The organism is Curtobacterium sp. VKM Ac-2865 (assembly GCF_015350905.1).
Classification (GTDB): Bacteria; Actinomycetota; Actinomycetes; order Actinomycetales; family Microbacteriaceae; genus Curtobacterium.
Window position 1 is genome coordinate 112,944 of record NZ_JADKRZ010000002.1, and the last position, 15,173, is coordinate 128,116.

At 68.3% G+C, this 15,173-nt stretch carries 10 protein-coding genes; 2 read left to right on the forward strand and 8 right to left on the reverse strand.

Annotation, left to right across the window (positions count from 1 at the left end):
- Window positions 1-5: 5 nt before the first annotated feature.
- The 7 genes from ITJ54_RS05580 to ITJ54_RS05610 form a co-directional block, all read right to left on the reverse strand.
- Window positions 6-1,841 (reverse strand): hypothetical protein, encoded by a 1,836-nt coding sequence (locus ITJ54_RS05580; RefSeq protein ID WP_194626410.1) that lies wholly within the window; start codon window positions 1,839-1,841, stop codon window positions 6-8.
- The gene (locus ITJ54_RS05585) at window positions 1,838-2,545 is read right to left on the reverse strand and encodes a type II secretion system protein (protein ID WP_194626412.1); all 708 of its coding nucleotides are present in this window, start codon (window positions 2,543-2,545) and stop codon (window positions 1,838-1,840) included. Before ITJ54_RS05585 ends, ITJ54_RS05580 begins: the two co-directional genes overlap by 4 nt.
- Complete coding sequence (locus ITJ54_RS05590) at window positions 2,545-3,933, reverse strand: prepilin-type N-terminal cleavage/methylation domain-containing protein (protein WP_194626414.1); 1,389 nt, start codon at window positions 3,931-3,933, stop codon at window positions 2,545-2,547. Before ITJ54_RS05590 ends, ITJ54_RS05585 begins: the two co-directional genes overlap by 1 nt.
- A gap of 88 nt (window positions 3,934-4,021) precedes the next feature.
- Window positions 4,022-4,486, reverse strand: a complete 465-nt coding sequence (locus ITJ54_RS18240; RefSeq protein WP_194626416.1) for a prepilin-type N-terminal cleavage/methylation domain-containing protein — start codon at window positions 4,484-4,486, stop codon at window positions 4,022-4,024.
- Between the two features lie 200 nt (window positions 4,487-4,686).
- Window positions 4,687-5,910 carry a type II secretion system F family protein gene (locus ITJ54_RS05600; RefSeq protein WP_194626418.1) on the reverse strand — a complete coding sequence of 408 codons (1,224 nt, stop codon included), beginning with the start codon at window positions 5,908-5,910 and terminating at the stop codon, window positions 4,687-4,689.
- Window positions 5,910-7,475: a type IV pilus twitching motility protein PilT gene (locus tag ITJ54_RS05605; RefSeq protein ID WP_194626420.1), complete on the reverse strand. Its 1,566-nt coding sequence runs from the start codon at window positions 7,473-7,475 to the stop codon at window positions 5,910-5,912. Before ITJ54_RS05605 ends, ITJ54_RS05600 begins: the two co-directional genes overlap by 1 nt.
- Window positions 7,476-7,496: 21 nt before the next feature.
- Window positions 7,497-9,161, reverse strand: a complete 1,665-nt coding sequence (locus ITJ54_RS05610) for a GspE/PulE family protein (protein ID WP_194626422.1) — start codon at window positions 9,159-9,161, stop codon at window positions 7,497-7,499.
- A gap of 249 nt (window positions 9,162-9,410) precedes the next feature.
- Between ITJ54_RS05610 and ITJ54_RS05615 the strand changes: the two genes are divergently transcribed.
- Window positions 9,411-9,809, forward strand: coding sequence for a VOC family protein (locus ITJ54_RS05615; RefSeq protein ID WP_194626425.1), 399 nt, complete (start codon window positions 9,411-9,413; stop codon window positions 9,807-9,809).
- A 215-nt stretch (window positions 9,810-10,024) separates the two neighbouring features.
- On the forward strand, window positions 10,025-11,125 hold the full coding sequence (locus ITJ54_RS05620) for a hypothetical protein (protein WP_194626427.1): 1,101 nt from the start codon (window positions 10,025-10,027) through the stop codon (window positions 11,123-11,125).
- Window positions 11,126-11,278: 153 nt separating this feature from the next.
- On the opposite strand, the gene ITJ54_RS05625 is transcribed toward ITJ54_RS05620, so the two are convergent.
- Window positions 11,279-15,160: a DNA-directed RNA polymerase subunit beta' gene (locus ITJ54_RS05625; RefSeq protein ID WP_194626429.1), complete on the reverse strand. Its 3,882-nt coding sequence runs from the start codon at window positions 15,158-15,160 to the stop codon at window positions 11,279-11,281.
- Between the last annotated feature and the right edge of the window lie 13 nt (window positions 15,161-15,173).

A 15,173-nucleotide genomic window follows, 5' to 3' on the forward strand; every position in this document is an offset into this window, starting at 1 on the left:
GCCGGTCACGAGACGGGTGCTCCGTTCACGTCGTACGCCGTCTTCGACTCCACCTGGGTGGCGACGCGGTAGGTCGTCACCGTCGGCTGGGGGAACTTCGGCGGCGTGTACGTGGCGAGGCTGGGGTCGAACCGGTAGTTCTTGTCGAACCCCTGTCCGCTCGCCAGGCCGACGGCTCCACGGAAGTTCTGGGCGATCGACCCACTGACCGTGAGCGTGCCACGCCCCGCCGTCGACCCCCGCGTCCAGTTCTGGACGACGAAGGTCCCGAGGTTCGACAGGATCGCCGCGTTGACCTCGCGGTTGGCGGGCAGGATCGGGTTGCCAGCCGCGTTCACGGGGTTCCACACCCAGACCGCGCGCTGGCCGATGAGCCCGAGCACCGTGGAGGCCGACCGGGTGGACGGGTACTTGATGTCCCCGGTGACGTAGAGGTAGTTCTCCGCGGCGACGGTCACGGCCTTGTCGACGGCCCCCTGGACGAAGGCGTCACCACGGTCGCAGCCGTAGGGCGTGACGACGTTCGCGCCGGCGCCGGCCGTGGGGTCGGCCTCGGACGTCGAGGACGAGTTCCCCACGTACGGGTAGCCGACCCCGTTCGCCTTCGAACTCGTCCACTGGCTGGCCGTCCCGGTGGCGTCGCAGGCCGTCGGGAGGGTCTTCGTCTCCGCACTGCCCTTCCAGTAGTTCGGGTCCTGGGTCGCGCCGGCCCGCACCGCCGGCTCGTTCTGCACGTAGATCATGTTGTTCTTCGGGATCGGGACCGTCGCACCGGCTGCGCTCCGCAGGTCGGCGAGCCGGCCGCACTTGTCCGGCTGCGGCGGCGCGTTCGTGATCAGCGCCCCGGACGTCGCGGACGCTCCCGTCACGTTGCTCCGGATCGTCAACGGCGACAGGACCGTCATGGTGCCGTTGCCGTTGAAGGTGATCTTCGTCGGGCCGGTGTACAGGCACCCGGTGCCCTCGACGGTGCCGGTGGTCGCCGGCAGGTCAGACCGCATCGAGTCGCGCAGGTCCCCGATCGTCGACGGCGGCGTGAGGGTGGAGACCGTGGTCGGGTTCGAGGCGAACTTCGCGGCGGCGGTCCCGCAGCTCGCGCTCGTCCAGCCGTAGACGCTCTGGAAGGTGCTCTTGAACGTCGAACCGCATGCCTTGATCTGGTCGTTCGACCGGACCGGTCCCTCGAGGGTGTCGCTCGGTCCGAACTGGATCTGGTCGCAGGTCGTGCTCGTCGCCACTGGGCGGTAGGCACTCGTGCAGGCCGATGCGAAGGAGCCCTTCTCGTTCGTGACGGTCGGGTCCCCGGACTCGTAGTTCGTGAAGTAGAGGTAGTTCGAGAAGCCGTCCGGGCGCACGTTCGCGACGACGGTCCTGGTCGTGTTGCCGGCCCGGCCCGTCGACTGCAGGCGGATGACGCCCTGCGACGAGAGCTTGCTGTTGTCCACCGCGTACCGGAACGACGCGTCACTGCCCGAGCCGTCCGCCGTGGGCACGGTCACCCACGCGGTACCCGACTGGTAGTTGAACGCCGGGTTGCCGCCGGTCCCGTTCGGGAACTTGGTGCCGATGCTGGCCGCGCTGAACGGCGCGTTCGCCTGTCCGTACAGGCCGTAGGTGTTGTCGGCGTTGAGCCGCGACTGGTAGTCGGCGACGCCCGAGTACGCCGCGGCGATCGCGCGGTTCCAGGCGGTGTCGGTCGAGGTCACGCGCGCGCCGCTCGTGGCGACGGCGACCATCGTCGCGACGAGGAGCATCACGACCATGCCGATGAGGACGACCGCGGCGAGCGCGACGCCGCGCTCGTCGTCACGCGCGCGGATCGCGCGCAGGAGACGGATCACGAGGAGGCTCCCATCACGATGTTCGGCATGCTCGCCGTGTTGGTCAGGGACACCGCGTTCGGGTCGGTCGGGCTCGCGCCGATCGTGACGCTGACGTCGACCGCGCGGATGTTCGGCAGGTCGAGAGCCGCGACGGGTGCGGTCAGCGAACCGAGCGGGGTGTCGGAGGCGTCCGAGAACGCGAAGAGCGACGTGCTCGTCACCGAGGTCGCGAGCGTGCGGGTCGAACTCGGGGCGGCGGACAGCGCCGACCCGGTCGCGAGCGGGAACGCGTAGTACGAGGAGTTCCCCGCGACCGCCGTGCCGATCCACTTCGTCTCGGTGATGACCTTGCGCGTCGTGTCCAACGTCAGCTGGACCTCGACCGCCTGCGACAGGCTGGAGTCGAGGTTGACGTACGCGAAGAACCGGACCGACGTCGCGCTCGCGTACTGGAACGCGAACTGCGAGTCGTCGCCGGTGGCGACCGGGTTGTCCGTCGCTGCCCGCAGGTTCCGGCCGACCTCGTTCATCACGGTCGCGGCGACGCGGGTGTTGGCGCTGACCGAACCGGCGACCTTCGCCGCTCGCTGGGACGAGACCAGGAAGGACCCCGCGACCGTCAGGATGAGGACCGAGAGCGACATCGCGACGATGAGCTCGGACAGCGTCAGCCCGCGTTCGTCGTTCCGGACGCGGGTCATGAGGCGGTGCAGGCGCGTCATCACGGTGTCGGCACCGTTCGCGGGTCGAGCGTGACGACGTTGCCGTTCACGGAGGTGTTGACGTTGAGGACGCCGGGCGTCGCTCCCACGGTCTGGCTGTTCGAGCTGAGCAGGCCGCCGAGCGCGGTGGTGCCGCGGAGCGTCCATGAGCCGTAGGGCAACGCGATGGTGGTCGCCGTGAGGCTGTTCAGCCCGGTGAACGAGTACGTCGCCGACGGCGAGCACCCGGGGTCCCCGCCCGCCGGGCTGGTGTTCTTGACCGTGGCGACGAGCACCGTGTCGAGGCCGCTCAGCTTCACGTCGACGAGCCCCATCGGGGCCCGAGCGGTGGCGGCGGTGGTGCTCGTCGGGTTGAACCCCGGCGTGCCGAGCGACGTGTTCGAGTCGGTGAAGACGAACGGCGACACGACGAGCTTGTTCGCCGTCGGTGTGGTCCACGCAGTCGGGTCGACGTCGGTGCACGTCGAGGTGTAGCTGCCCGCGACCACGCTCCACCCGTCGGCGTAGGGGAACAGCGTCGTCGAGGTCGTCGAGATCGTCTTGACCGCACTGGCGTTCCGGAAGCTCGTCGTCATCGAGGTCGGGAGCTTCGCCGCCTTGCCGTTCGCGTTCAGCGGCGCCCCGACCGTGACGGTGATGCCCTGGTCGTAGGTGAAGGTCGCGTTCCCGACGCCACCGGCGGTGGTCGTGACGTCGGCGTACGGTGCAGGGGCCCCGTCCGGGTCGATGTTGCCGGCCTTCGTGATCGTGATCCGGTACGTGCCCGGCGTGACACCGAGGGCGTAGCTGCACCCGTTGGCGTCGGTCGCGGCGGGCTGCGCCGGGAGGCTCTTGGCGCCGTCGGCGCGGGGGGTGACAACGACGTTGACGCCCTGGTTCGGGCCGCCCGTCGCGGTCTGCACGCCGACGACGATCGTCGAGGCGGTGGCGCTCGAGACGGCCGAGGACGGTGCGATGAGCGAGTCGATGACGACGCGCTTCTGCTTGGGTGAGGCGTTGCTCGACCAGGAGACCGTCACCGCGACGCGCTTGTAGGCGAGCACCCCGCTGCCGGCACCGCACGAGTTGTCGGTGCCGTCGGAGTTGATCCAGTTCGTGGTGCGCTTGATCGTGTACCGCTGGGCGCCGATCGCCTGCTGGGAGGTGTCGTCGTCGAGCGTGAACACGTCCTTGGTGCTGCGTGCCGCGTCGAGCGCCTGGTTCGCGAGGTTCAGCGCGGCTTCACGGGAGCGGTTGTCCTGGGTGAGGAACAGTGTCGACGCGATGCCCATCGCGACGCCGGCGGCGATCATCGCGAAGATGGTCATCGCGACCATGACCTCGATGATCGAGAAGCCCTCGTCGGACTCCCGTGCCGCCCGGAGACGACGTGCGATTGCGGTGATCACGCGCTGCTCCTCTCGATCACGCCCGTGCGGTGTCGGTGTGCAGACGGGGCGGGTCGATCACTCGACCCGCCCCGTCCCGTCGGTTCGATCAGGAAGCGGCGGCCTTCGCGAAGACACCCGCGGAGCAGGTGCCCTTGGCGGCACCGCTCGTGTCGGTGATCCCGAAGCTCGTGCCGGAGTTGCTCACAGCCGCGATGCAGAACGCGGTGCCGGCCGCGTTCGCGGTGTAGGTGAGCGACTTCGAGCTGTTGCTCGTGGCGCCGGCCGACTTGTACTTGTCGGAGGCGAAGTCCGGGGCGGTGGTGGGGAACGTCGAGGTGTTGTCGGCGGTCTGCACCGCGATGATCGCCGTCTTCGTGTTCGACAGGTCCGACTGCGCGCCAGAGTCCTTCGCGTTGTTCTGGATGCCGAGGTACACCGGGATCGCGATCGCGGCGAGGATGCCGATGATGATCACGACGACCAGGAGCTCGATCAGGGTGAAGCCCTTGTCGTTGTTCTCGACGAGGCCGTTGCGGCGAGCGTTCAGCTTGCCCATGAGAGCGGAGTACATGTGCTCTTCCATTCTTTCGGGAATGATTGCGGAAAGGGTTCGGGGGCTAGCTCTGCCGCCGGTGTCGAGCGTATTCACGCTGGTTTCCGGGCATAATCCCGAGAACGGGGGGCAAGTCAGCACGAAATGCCCCCAGTCCCAGGGGTGACGACGAAGCGGACCACCCCCGCCGGGGGGTGGTCCGCACTGAGGGTCCCTCGTTACTTGATGAGCGTGGAGATCTGGAAGATCGGCAGGTACAGCGCGACGATCATCCCGCCGACGACCACACCGAGGAACGCGATGAGCAGCGGCTCGATGAGCGACGTCAATGCCTCGGTGGTGGATTCCACTTCATTGTCGTAGAACGTCGCGATGCGTTCCAACATCAATTCCATGGAACCGGCGTCTTCACCCACGGCGATCATCTGCGAGACCATTGTCGGGAACACCGTCTCACGTTCGAGCGGAGCGGCAATTGATTCGCCTTTCCGAACGGATTCCGAAACGCGGTTCAGGGCCTGCTCGACGACGAAGTTGTTCGACACCTGACCGGCGATGTTCAGTGCCTCGAGGATCGGCACGCCGGCACCGATCATGTTCGACAGGTTCCGCGAGAACCGGGCCATCACGATCTTGCGGCTGAGCTGGCCGAACACCGGGAGCTTCAGCTTCAGCGGGTCGACGAACGCCCGCACCCGGTCGGTGTTCTTGTTGGTCCGCCACCAGAACCACCCTGCGACGATCGCCACGGCCAGCACGGGCCCGACGTAGACCATCGCGTGCGACAGGTAGACGAGCATCATCGTCGGCAGCGGGAGCTTGCCGCCGAGGCTGGAGAACATGTCCTGGAAGATCGGCACGATGAACACCAGCATGATGACGACCGCGATCAGCGACATGCAGAGCACCACCACCGGATAGGTCATCGCGGACTTGATGGTCGACCGGAGCTTGTGCTCCTTCTCGAAGTTCGTGGCGATGGAGTCCATCGCCTGGTCCAGGAAGCCGCCCGTCTCCCCCGCCCGGATCATGTTGATCATGATCGGCGGGAAGTCGACCGGGTACTTCGACACCGCGTCCGAGAACGAGACACCGTGCTCGACCTCGTCACGGACCTTCGCGAGCACGCCCTTGAGCTTCTTGTTGTCCGTCTGGTCGGTGAGGATCGTCAGCGCCCGCAGCAGCGACAACCCTGACGACAGCATCGTCGACGCCTGCCGCGCCATGATGGCCAGGTCCTTGAGCCCGACGCCCTTCTCGAACCCCGGGATCTTGATCTCGGTCTGCAGCCCGGTGCCGGCCTTGGCCTCGCTGATGTCGATCGGCGAGACGCCCATCCCACGCAGTCGCGCGACGACGGCACCCTCGGACGCGGCGTCGAGCCTGCCCTTGACGAGCTTGCCGGCGCCGTCGCGCCCGCGGTAGTCGTAGGCGAGTGACATCAGTGGCCTCCGGAGTACTTGTCGCCGAAGTCGATCTCGCTCGCGGCAATGGCCGCGGCGGACGAGTCGGACGGGGACTCGACGCGTTGGACGAGCCGGTCGAAGCCGTCGAGGTCGTGGACCTTCTCCATCGCCGCGGTGCGGGTGACGGTGCCGACGTTGACGAGCTCGGCGAGGTCCTGGTCCATGGTGTGCATGCCCGCGTCGCGCCCGGCCTGCATGGCCGAGGTGATCTGGTAGGTCTTGCCCTCGCGCACCAGGTTGGCGATGGCGGGGGTGGTCTTCATGATCTCCGTGGCGACGACGCGACCGGACCCGTTGGCCTTGGGCACGAGCGTCTGGCACACGACGCCCTCGAGCGTCGTCGCCAGCTGCGTCCGGATCTGCCCCTGCTGGTGCGGCGGGAACACGTCGATGATGCGGTCGATCGTGCCGGGGGCGCTCTGCGTGTGCAGGGTCGCGAACACCAGGTGCCCGGTCTCGGCCGCGGTCAGGGCGACGGAGATCGTCTCGAGGTCCCGGAGCTCGCCGATCAGGATCACGTCAGGGTCCTGCCGCAGGACGTGCTTCAGCGCGGCGGCGAACGAGTGGGTGTCCGCACCGACCTCGCGCTGGTTGATGATCGCCTTCTTGTGGTCGTGCATGAACTCGATCGGGTCCTCGACCGTCACGATGTGGTCGGCACGGGTCTCGTTGACCAGGTCGATGAGCGCGGCGAGGGTGGTCGACTTGCCGGAGCCGGTGGGACCGGTCACGAGCACGAGCCCGCGGGGCAGCTTCGCGAACTCCGACACGTGCGCCGGGATCCCGAGCTGCTTGAGCGTCTTGATCTTGGTGGGGATGATGCGGAACGCAGCGCCCCAGTTGCCGCGCTGCTGGTAGTAGTTCACGCGGAAGCGGTACTCCGGCGACAGCGAGTAGGCGAAGTCGAGCTCCTGGTCCTGGTCGAACTGGGCGGCCTGCTCCGCGGACAGCAGCGTCTTCAGCGCCGCGACCACCTTGTTGCGCGCCCACGGCCCACCGGGCACAGCAGGGCGCAGGGAACCGTCGACGCGCACTGTGGGTGCAGCGTCGGCGGTCAGGTGGAGGTCCGAGGCGCCCTGGTAGACGACCTGCGCGAGCGCGGTCAGCAGGTCAGGGTCGGCGACCTCGCGCGCGTGGTGGGTGAAGTGGATCTCCTGGGCGTCGGACCCGGCGACGGACGGGAGGCTCGTGGTCGGCTCAGCAGGGACGACCGGCAGGTGCTGGGTCACCGCGTCGGGGTAGCCGTAGCTGGCCGTCGACGGTGGGACCGCGGCCGACGGGGTCGCCGGGGCGGCGTACGGCTGCGCCACCGGCACGGCGACCGGCGACCCGGACGGCGCGGGCCACCCGGCCACGTCGTCGCCGAGGTCGTACACGGGGACGACCTGCACGGGTTCCGGCGCGGCCACGGTCGGCTGTGCGCCGGTCTGGGCCAGCCGGGCAGCGCGGCGCGACCCGATCTCGTGCCCCGGGCGGCCGGGGTGCCAGCCGGCGACGGGCTCGTCGCCGGGGATGGTGATGTCGTACACCGAGTCGCTCATCGTGATCGTCCTCTGCCTTCGCTACGCGACCACGCGCAGGATCTCGTCGATGCTCGTCATGCCGAGCTTGACCTTCTCCCACCCGTCCTGCCGGAGGGTGAGCATGCCCTGGTCCTGCGCGACGCGGCCGATCTCGGCGCTCGAGGCGCGGGCGACGGCGAGCCGCTCGATCTCCTCGGACACGGTCATGACCTCGTGCAGGGCGATGCGCCCGCGGTACCCGGTGTTCGAGCACACGGCGCAGCCGATCGGGGCGAAGAACGCGGGGACGTCCTGCCCGTCGATGAACCCGAGGGCGCGGAGCTGCTCGGGCTCGTAGATCGCCGGCGCCTTGCACCGGTCGCAGAGCTTGCGCGCGAGACGCTGGGCGACGACGCAGTCGAGCGCGGAGCCGACGAGGAAGGGCTCGATGTCCATCTCGGTCAGGCGGGTGATGGCCGAGGGGGCGTCGTTCGTGTGGAGCGTGGAGAGCACGAGGTGACCGGTGAGCGAGGCCTCGATGGCGATCTGGGCGGTCTCGTGGTCGCGGATCTCACCGAGGAGCACGACGTCGGGGTCGGAACGGAGGATGCTGCGCAGCGCGGACGCGAACGTCAGACCGGCCTTCGGGTTGACCTGCACCTGGTTGATGCCGGCCATCCGGTACTCGACCGGGTCCTCGACCGTGATGACGTTGATCTCTGGCCGGGCGACCGCGTTGAGCGTCGTGTACAGCGTGGTCGACTTGCCCGACCCGGTGGGGCCCGTGACCAGGATCATGCCGTAGGGCTTGGAGTAGGAGCGCTGGTAGGCGGCGGCGTTCCGGTCGAGCAGGTTCAGGTCCTTGAGCGTCAGCGACGTGTTCGTGTTGTCGAGGATGCGCATGACGACCTTCTCGCCCCACACCGTCGGCAGCGTCGCCACGCGGAGGTCGATCTGCCGACCCCCGTGGCGCACCGACATGCGGCCGTCCTGCGGCTTGCGCCGTTCGGCGATGTCGATGTCGCTCATGATCTTCAGACGGCTGATCACGCCGTTCTGGATGTTCTTCGGCGCCGGCGCCATCTCGTGCAGCACGCCGTCGATGCGGTAGCGGACGCGGACCTCGTGCTCACCGGGCTCGATGTGGATGTCCGAGGCGTGGTCCTGGATGGCCTGCGAGACGAGCAGGTTCACGAAGCGGACGATCGGGACGTCGTCGAGCGACCCGTCGGCGAGGTCGACGTGCTGCTCGGCGGTCCGGCCGGCCTCTTCCTCGAGGGAGGAGGTCAGGTCGTTCAGCTCGTCGTCGGCGCGCAGGTAGCGGTCGAAGGCAGCGGTGAGGTCGCGCTCGTCCACCTGCAGCGGCTTGATCGTGCGGCCGGAGGCGGCGCGGGCGTCGTCGATGGCCAGCACGTTGGACGGGTTCACCATCGCGAGGACCAGGATCTCGCCCTCGAACCCGACGCCGAGCACACCGTGGCGCCGGCACAGTGCCGCCGGCAGCATCGACACCGCGGTGCCGTCGACGGGGTAGTCGGTCAGCGGCACCGTCTTCGAGTTGTTCGAGGCGGCTCGCGCGGTGATGAACTGCGCCTCGCTCACCACGCCCTGCGTGACCAGGGAGCGGATGGAGCGTTCGTCGATGTCCTCGTCGCCGGTCAGGGCGTCGAGGTGCTCGATCGGGAGAGCGCCGTTCAGGATCAGGATCTCGGAGAGCGTCGCCATGGGTCTCGGAGCCTCCTCGGAGTCGCGCGCAAGCGGGTGGGGTCGAAGCGTCGACCAGGGGGCTCGACGCTCGACAACGCTACGTCCGGCACCGGTCGGCGCCGCAGTCCCAGAATGAGGGGGCGAGGGGGTCCGGGTGCACCCAGAACAGGGGTCCGTGGACGGTTCTGCGCGCCAGGCCACCTGTGGAGGAACACCTGAGGCACGGATGTCCTCGACGGGGGAAGCACCCAGAGGACATGATGAGTCATGGAGATCACGAGCGTGACCGTGGGGCTGCCCGTCACCGACCTCGAGGCGTCCTGCCTCTGGTACGGCGCCGTGTTCGAACGGACCGACCCCGACCTCGAGCCAGCCGATGGCGTCGCGGAGTACGAGATCGGCGGGATCTGGGTCCAGCTGGTCGAGGACCCGGGAGCCGAGGAGAACGCCGTCCTCGTGCGCTTCGGGGTCGACGACGTGGCCGCACAGCACCGCAGGATCGCCGCGCTCGGCATCGACGTCGGACCGGTCGAGCACGTCGACGGCGCCGTCGACTGGTTCGACGTGCGCGACCCCGACGGCAACGTCCTCAGCTTGTACTCCCGCGCCGACGAGACGGGGCACGGTCACGACGGTCACGACAGCGATGCCGGGCGGTCGCTCTAGCAGCACACACAGCACGGACTGGAGGCACGATGCGGGCCGGCACCGTGCCTCCAGTCCGGTGGTCATCCCTCCACAGTGACCACTCGTTCCGCGGTGCAGCACGCTTGTGAACAGTTCGTTTCGGCGCTGGACGCCCGGCCAGCCGCGCTGCCACCATGGCCGCCATGCAGAACACACGGATTTCACATCTGACACGACGAGGCATCATTGGTGTGGTGCTCGTCGCGACCGTCGCGCTCGGAGCCGTCGGGATGGCAGCCCCGGCACAGGCAGCCGGGTTCACCGCACGGGTCGGAGCGATCGCGCACAACGCCGGTGACGTGACCATCGCCGGCACCGGGGACCCGGGCGACCTGGTGTCGGTCACGCCGTCGGACGGCGCACCGGTCGACGCCAGGGTCGCGCCGGACGGGTCCTGGCAGACCACTGCCCACGTCGACGGCTTCGGTGCACACACCTTCCGCGTCGCGGACTCCATCGGCTCCCCCACGGCGAACCTGCGCGCGACGACCCACCGCGTGAGCTTCACCACGATCGGCGTGCTGCGCGACAACTGGCGCCGGGCGCTCCGGGTGACGGGCGCAGGACTCGAACCGAACGCCCGGATCGAGCTCGCGGTCGACGGCAACCGCGTCGGCACGACCACCACTGACCGCGACGGCGCCTTCGCCCACCGGGTCACGGGCGTGCCGTTCGGGGAGCACACCGTCACCACGACCGAACACTTCGACGGTGCCGAGCAGCTCCGGGTGAACTCCTCGGCGAAGCTCGAGCCGTTCCCCGTCGTCGACACGGTCGCCGTCGACCCGATCAGCCGGACGGTGCACGTCGACGGCAAAGGGCCCGCCGGCACCGAGATGCGCTTCGTCGACGAGTCCGACGCACCGTGGGCGCTGACGTCGGGAGAGGACTGGGTCACGAACGCGGACGGCACCTGGAGCGCCGACCTCGCCTGGCCCGCAGCCGGCACGCGCTTCATGGGCATCGTCGCCCAGGTGTTCGACGGCGGGAAGCTGGTCGGTTCGACCACGACCGGTGCGACCATCCCGTTCCCGGTCACCGCCTCGGTGGCCTCCTCCACGCCGACCCGACTCGTGCTCACCGGCTCCGCCGAGCCCGGCGCACGCCTGTCCTTCACGGACGCTGAGGGCACCCCGGTGACGGACGCCGACGGCAACCGTGTCGAGCCCGCGGTCCCGGGCAGCTCCACGTGGCGCGTGACCCTCGACCCGCGACGCATGACCGGCGGCACCGTGACGGTCTCGGCGACGGGCGACGACGGACCACTCGGCAGTGCCACGGTGACGTACCGCTGACCGGGACACCGCGCGCCGACGCCGGCTCAGACCCAGGAAGGGCGCGACCCAGGGAGGGCATGACGCAGGAAGGGCCCCGCATCCAGGTGGATGCGGGGCCCTTCCGTCAGACCGACCGGCTCAGGTGGCTGGTGTCCAGCCGCCTGCGCCTGCTCAGTTGTAGGTACCCGGCGTGAAGTCGTCCGACGAGAAGCTGTCGAAGTCGACGAAGCTCAGGTCGGCGTCCGAGAACGACGAGTCGTCAGCGAAGATGCGGTTGGGGTACCGCTCTGCCTTCGCCTCTTCCGTCGCGTTCACGTCCACGTCGCGGTACCGGCTGAGACCCGTCCCCGCGGGGATGAGCTTGCCGATGATGACGTTCTCCTTGAGGCCGACGAGGTGGTCCTGCTTGCCCTCCATGGCCGCCTGCGTGAGCACGCGGGTGGTCTCCTGGAAGGACGCGGCGGACAGCCACGACTCGGTCGCGAGGGACGCCTTCGTGATGCCCATGACCTCCTGGCGAGCCGAGGCGGTCTTGCGACCCTCCTGCAGCGCCGCACGGTTGATCGCGTTGTAGCGCGACCGGTCGACGAGCTCACCCGGCAGCAGGTCCGTGTCAGCGTGGTCGACGACCGTCACCTTGCGGAGCATCTGACGGACGATGACCTCGATGTGCTTGTCGTGGATCGGCACACCCTGCGAGCCGTAGACGTCCTGCACACCGTTGACCAGGTGCTTCTGGACCTCTCGGACACCCTTGACCCGGAGGACTTCCTTCGGGTCGACGGTGCCGGCGATGAACTGCTCGCCGAGCTCGACGTGCTGGTTGTCCTCGATGAGGAGCGTCGCACGCTTGAGCACCGGGTAGATGAACGGCTCGTCGCCGTTGTCCGGCGTCAGGATGATCCGACGGCCCTTGTCCGTGTCCTCGACGACGACGCGGCCGGGGGCCTCGGCGATCGGGGACGCGCCCTTGGGGGTACGAGCCTCGAAGAGCTCGGTGACACGGGGCAGACCCTGGGTGATGTCGTCGGCCGAGGCCGAACCACCCGTGTGGAAGGTACGCATCGTCAGCTGGGTACCGGGCTCACCGATGGACTGGGCGGCGATGATGCCGACCGCCTCGCCGATGTCGACGAGGTTGCCCGTGGCGAGCGACCGGCCGTAGCACTGCGCGCAGACACCGACGGCCGACTCGCAGGTCAGGACCGAGCGCACCTTGATGCTCTCGACCCCGGCAGCGAGCAGCGTGTCGAGGAGCACGTCACCGACGTCCTCGCCACCCTCGGCGACGACCGTGCCCGACGCGTCCGACGCCGCGGTGGCGAGGGTGCGGGAGTACACGGTGTTCTCGACGCGCGGGTCGCGGACCAGCTTGCCGTCAGCGTCCACGGTCGCGATCGGCAGCTCGAGGCCACGCGTCGTGCCGCAGTCGTCCTCGCGGATGATGACGTCCTGCGAGACGTCCACGAGACGACGGGTGAGGTACCCGGAGTCCGCGGTACGGAGCGCGGTGTCGGCAAGACCCTTGCGAGCACCGTGCGTGGCGATGAAGTACTCCGCCACGGTCAGGCCCTCGCGGTACGAGTTGATGATCGGGCGGGCGATGATGTCGCCCTTCGGGTTGCTCACCAGACCACGCATACCGGCGATGTTGCGGACCTGCAGCCAGTTGCCTCGGGCGCCGGAGGACACCATGCGGTTGATCGTGTTGTCGATGGGGAAGTTGTCCCGCATCTCCTGGGCGATCTCGTTGGTGGCCTCGGTCCAGATCTTGATCAGGTCGGCGCGACGCTCGGAGTCGGTGATCAGACCCTTGTCGAACTCGCCCTGCACCTTGGCGGCCTGGACCTCGTAGCCCGCGATGATCTCCTTCTTGCGAGGAGGCGTCACGACGTCCGACAGGGCGACGGTCACACCGGAGCGCGTGCCCCAGTAGAAGCCGGCGTCCTTGATCCGGTCCAGCGCAGCGGCCGTCTCGGTCTTGGAGTAGCGCTCGGCGAGGTCGTTGACGATCGCGGAGAGCGTGCCCTTGTCGGTGACCTTCTGGACGAACGGGTAGTCCGCCGGCAGGGTCTCGTTGAACAGCGCGCGACCGAGGGTGGTCTCGAGCAGGACCGTCTGGCCGACCTCGTAGCCCTCGGGCGCTTCACCCTCGGCGAAGTGGACACCCGACATGCGGATCTTCACGGTCGCGTTGAGGTGCAGCGTGTTCTGGTCCTTCGCCATGATCGCCTCGGCGACCGAGGAGAACGAACGGCCCTCACCGACGGCGCCCTCGCGGACGGTCGTCAGGTGGTGCAGACCGATGATCATGTCCTGCGCGGGCAGGGTGACCGGACGGCCGTCCGACGGCTTGAGGATGTTGTTCGAGGCGAGCATCAGGATGCGTGCCTCGGCCTGGGCCTCGACCGACAGCGGCAGGTGCACCGCCATCTGGTCACCGTCGAAGTCCGCGTTGAACGCGGCACACACGAGCGGGTGGAGCTGGATGGCCTTGCCCTCGACGAGCTGCGGCTCGAACGCCTGGATGCCCAGACGGTGCAGCGTCGGCGCACGGTTCAGCAGGACGGGGCGCTCGCGGATGATCTCCTCGAGCACGTCCCACACCTGCGGGCGCGAACGCTCGACCATGCGCTTGGCCGACTTGATGTTCTGCGCGTGCGACAGGTCGATCAGGCGCTTGATCACGAACGGCTTGAACAGCTCGAGCGCCATCTGCTTGGGCAGACCGCACTGGTGCAGCTTGAGCTGCGGGCCGACGATGATGACCGAACGGCCCGAGTAGTCGACGCGCTTGCCGAGCAGGTTCTGGCGGAAACGACCCTGCTTGCCCTTGAGCATGTCGCTCAGGGACTTCAGGGCGCGGTTGCCGGTACCCGTGACCGGACGTCCACGACGACCGTTGTCGAAGAGGGCGTCGACCGCTTCCTGCAGCATGCGCTTCTCGTTGTTCACGATGATCTCGGGGGCACCGAGGTCGAGCAGGCGGCGGAGACGGTTGTTGCGGTTGATCACACGACGGTAGAGGTCGTTGAGGTCCGACGTGGCGAAGCGGCCACCGTCGAGCTGCACCATCGGGCGCAGCTCCGGCGGGATGACCGGCACGACGCCCAGCACCATCGCTGCCGGCGAGTTGCCGGTGGCGAGGAAGGAGCTGACGACGCGCAGGCGCTTGATCGCGCGGATCTTCTTCTGGCCCTTGCCCTCGGCGATCTGCAGACGCAGCGCCTCGGCCTCGGCGGTCAGGTCGAAGGCCTCGAGCCGCAGCTTGATCGCCTCGGCGCCCATGTAGGCGTCGAAGTAGATCCCGAAGCGGTCCTGCAGCTCGTGGAAGACGGCGTCCTCGGGCTTGAGGTCGCCCACCTTGAGGTTGCGGAAGTCCTCCCACACACGCTCGAGACGGGTGATGTCCTCGTCGAAGGACTTGCGGACCTGGGCCATCTCCTTCTCGGCGGTGTCCTTGGTCCGGCGCTTGATGTCGGCCTTGGCGCCTTCTTCCTCGAGTGCTGCGAGGTCGTCCTCGAGCTTCTTGAGGCGGTCGGCGATGATCGAGTCGCGCTGGTTCTCGAGGTTCTTGATCTCGAGGCGCATCTCGTTCTCGAGACCCGGCATGTCAGCGTGCCGGCCCTCTTCGTCGATGCTGATGATCATGTACGCGGCGAAGTAGATGACCTTCTCGAGGTCCTTCGGCGCCATGTCCAGCAGGTAGCCCAGGCGCGACGGGACGCCCTTGAAGTACCAGATGTGCGTGACGGGTGCGGCGAGCTCGATGTGGCCCATGCGCTCACGACGGACCGAGGACTTGGTGACCTCGACGCCGCAGCGCTCGCAGACGATGCCCTTGAACCGGACTCGCTTGTACTTGCCGCAGGCGCACTCCCAGTCGCGGGAAGGACCGAAGATCTGTTCGCCGAACAGACCGTCCTTCTCGGGCTTCAGGGTGCGGTAGTTGATGGTCTCCGGCTTCTTGACCTCGCCGTACGACCACTGGCGGATGTCCTCGGCCGTGGCGAGGCCGATCCGCAGTGCGTCAAAGGAAGTTGCTTCGAGCAATGTTCTTCTCTCT

Excerpts from the sequence above, each read along its gene's own strand:
- ITJ54_RS05610 (WP_194626422.1), bottom strand. The coding sequence starts at position 9,161 with ATGGCGACGCTCTCCGAGATCCTGATCCTGAACGGCGCTCTCCCGATC.
- ITJ54_RS18240 (WP_194626416.1), bottom strand. The coding sequence starts at position 4,486 with ATGTACTCCGCTCTCATGGGCAAGCTGAACGCTCGCCGCAACGGCCTC.
- ITJ54_RS05605 (WP_194626420.1), bottom strand. The coding sequence starts at position 7,475 with ATGAGCGACTCGGTGTACGACATCACCATCCCCGGCGACGAGCCCGTC.
- ITJ54_RS05615 (WP_194626425.1), top strand. The coding sequence starts at position 9,411 with ATGGAGATCACGAGCGTGACCGTGGGGCTGCCCGTCACCGACCTCGAG.
- ITJ54_RS05600 (WP_194626418.1), bottom strand. The coding sequence starts at position 5,910 with ATGTCACTCGCCTACGACTACCGCGGGCGCGACGGCGCCGGCAAGCTC.
- ITJ54_RS05585 (WP_194626412.1), bottom strand. The coding sequence starts at position 2,545 with ATGACGCGCCTGCACCGCCTCATGACCCGCGTCCGGAACGACGAACGC.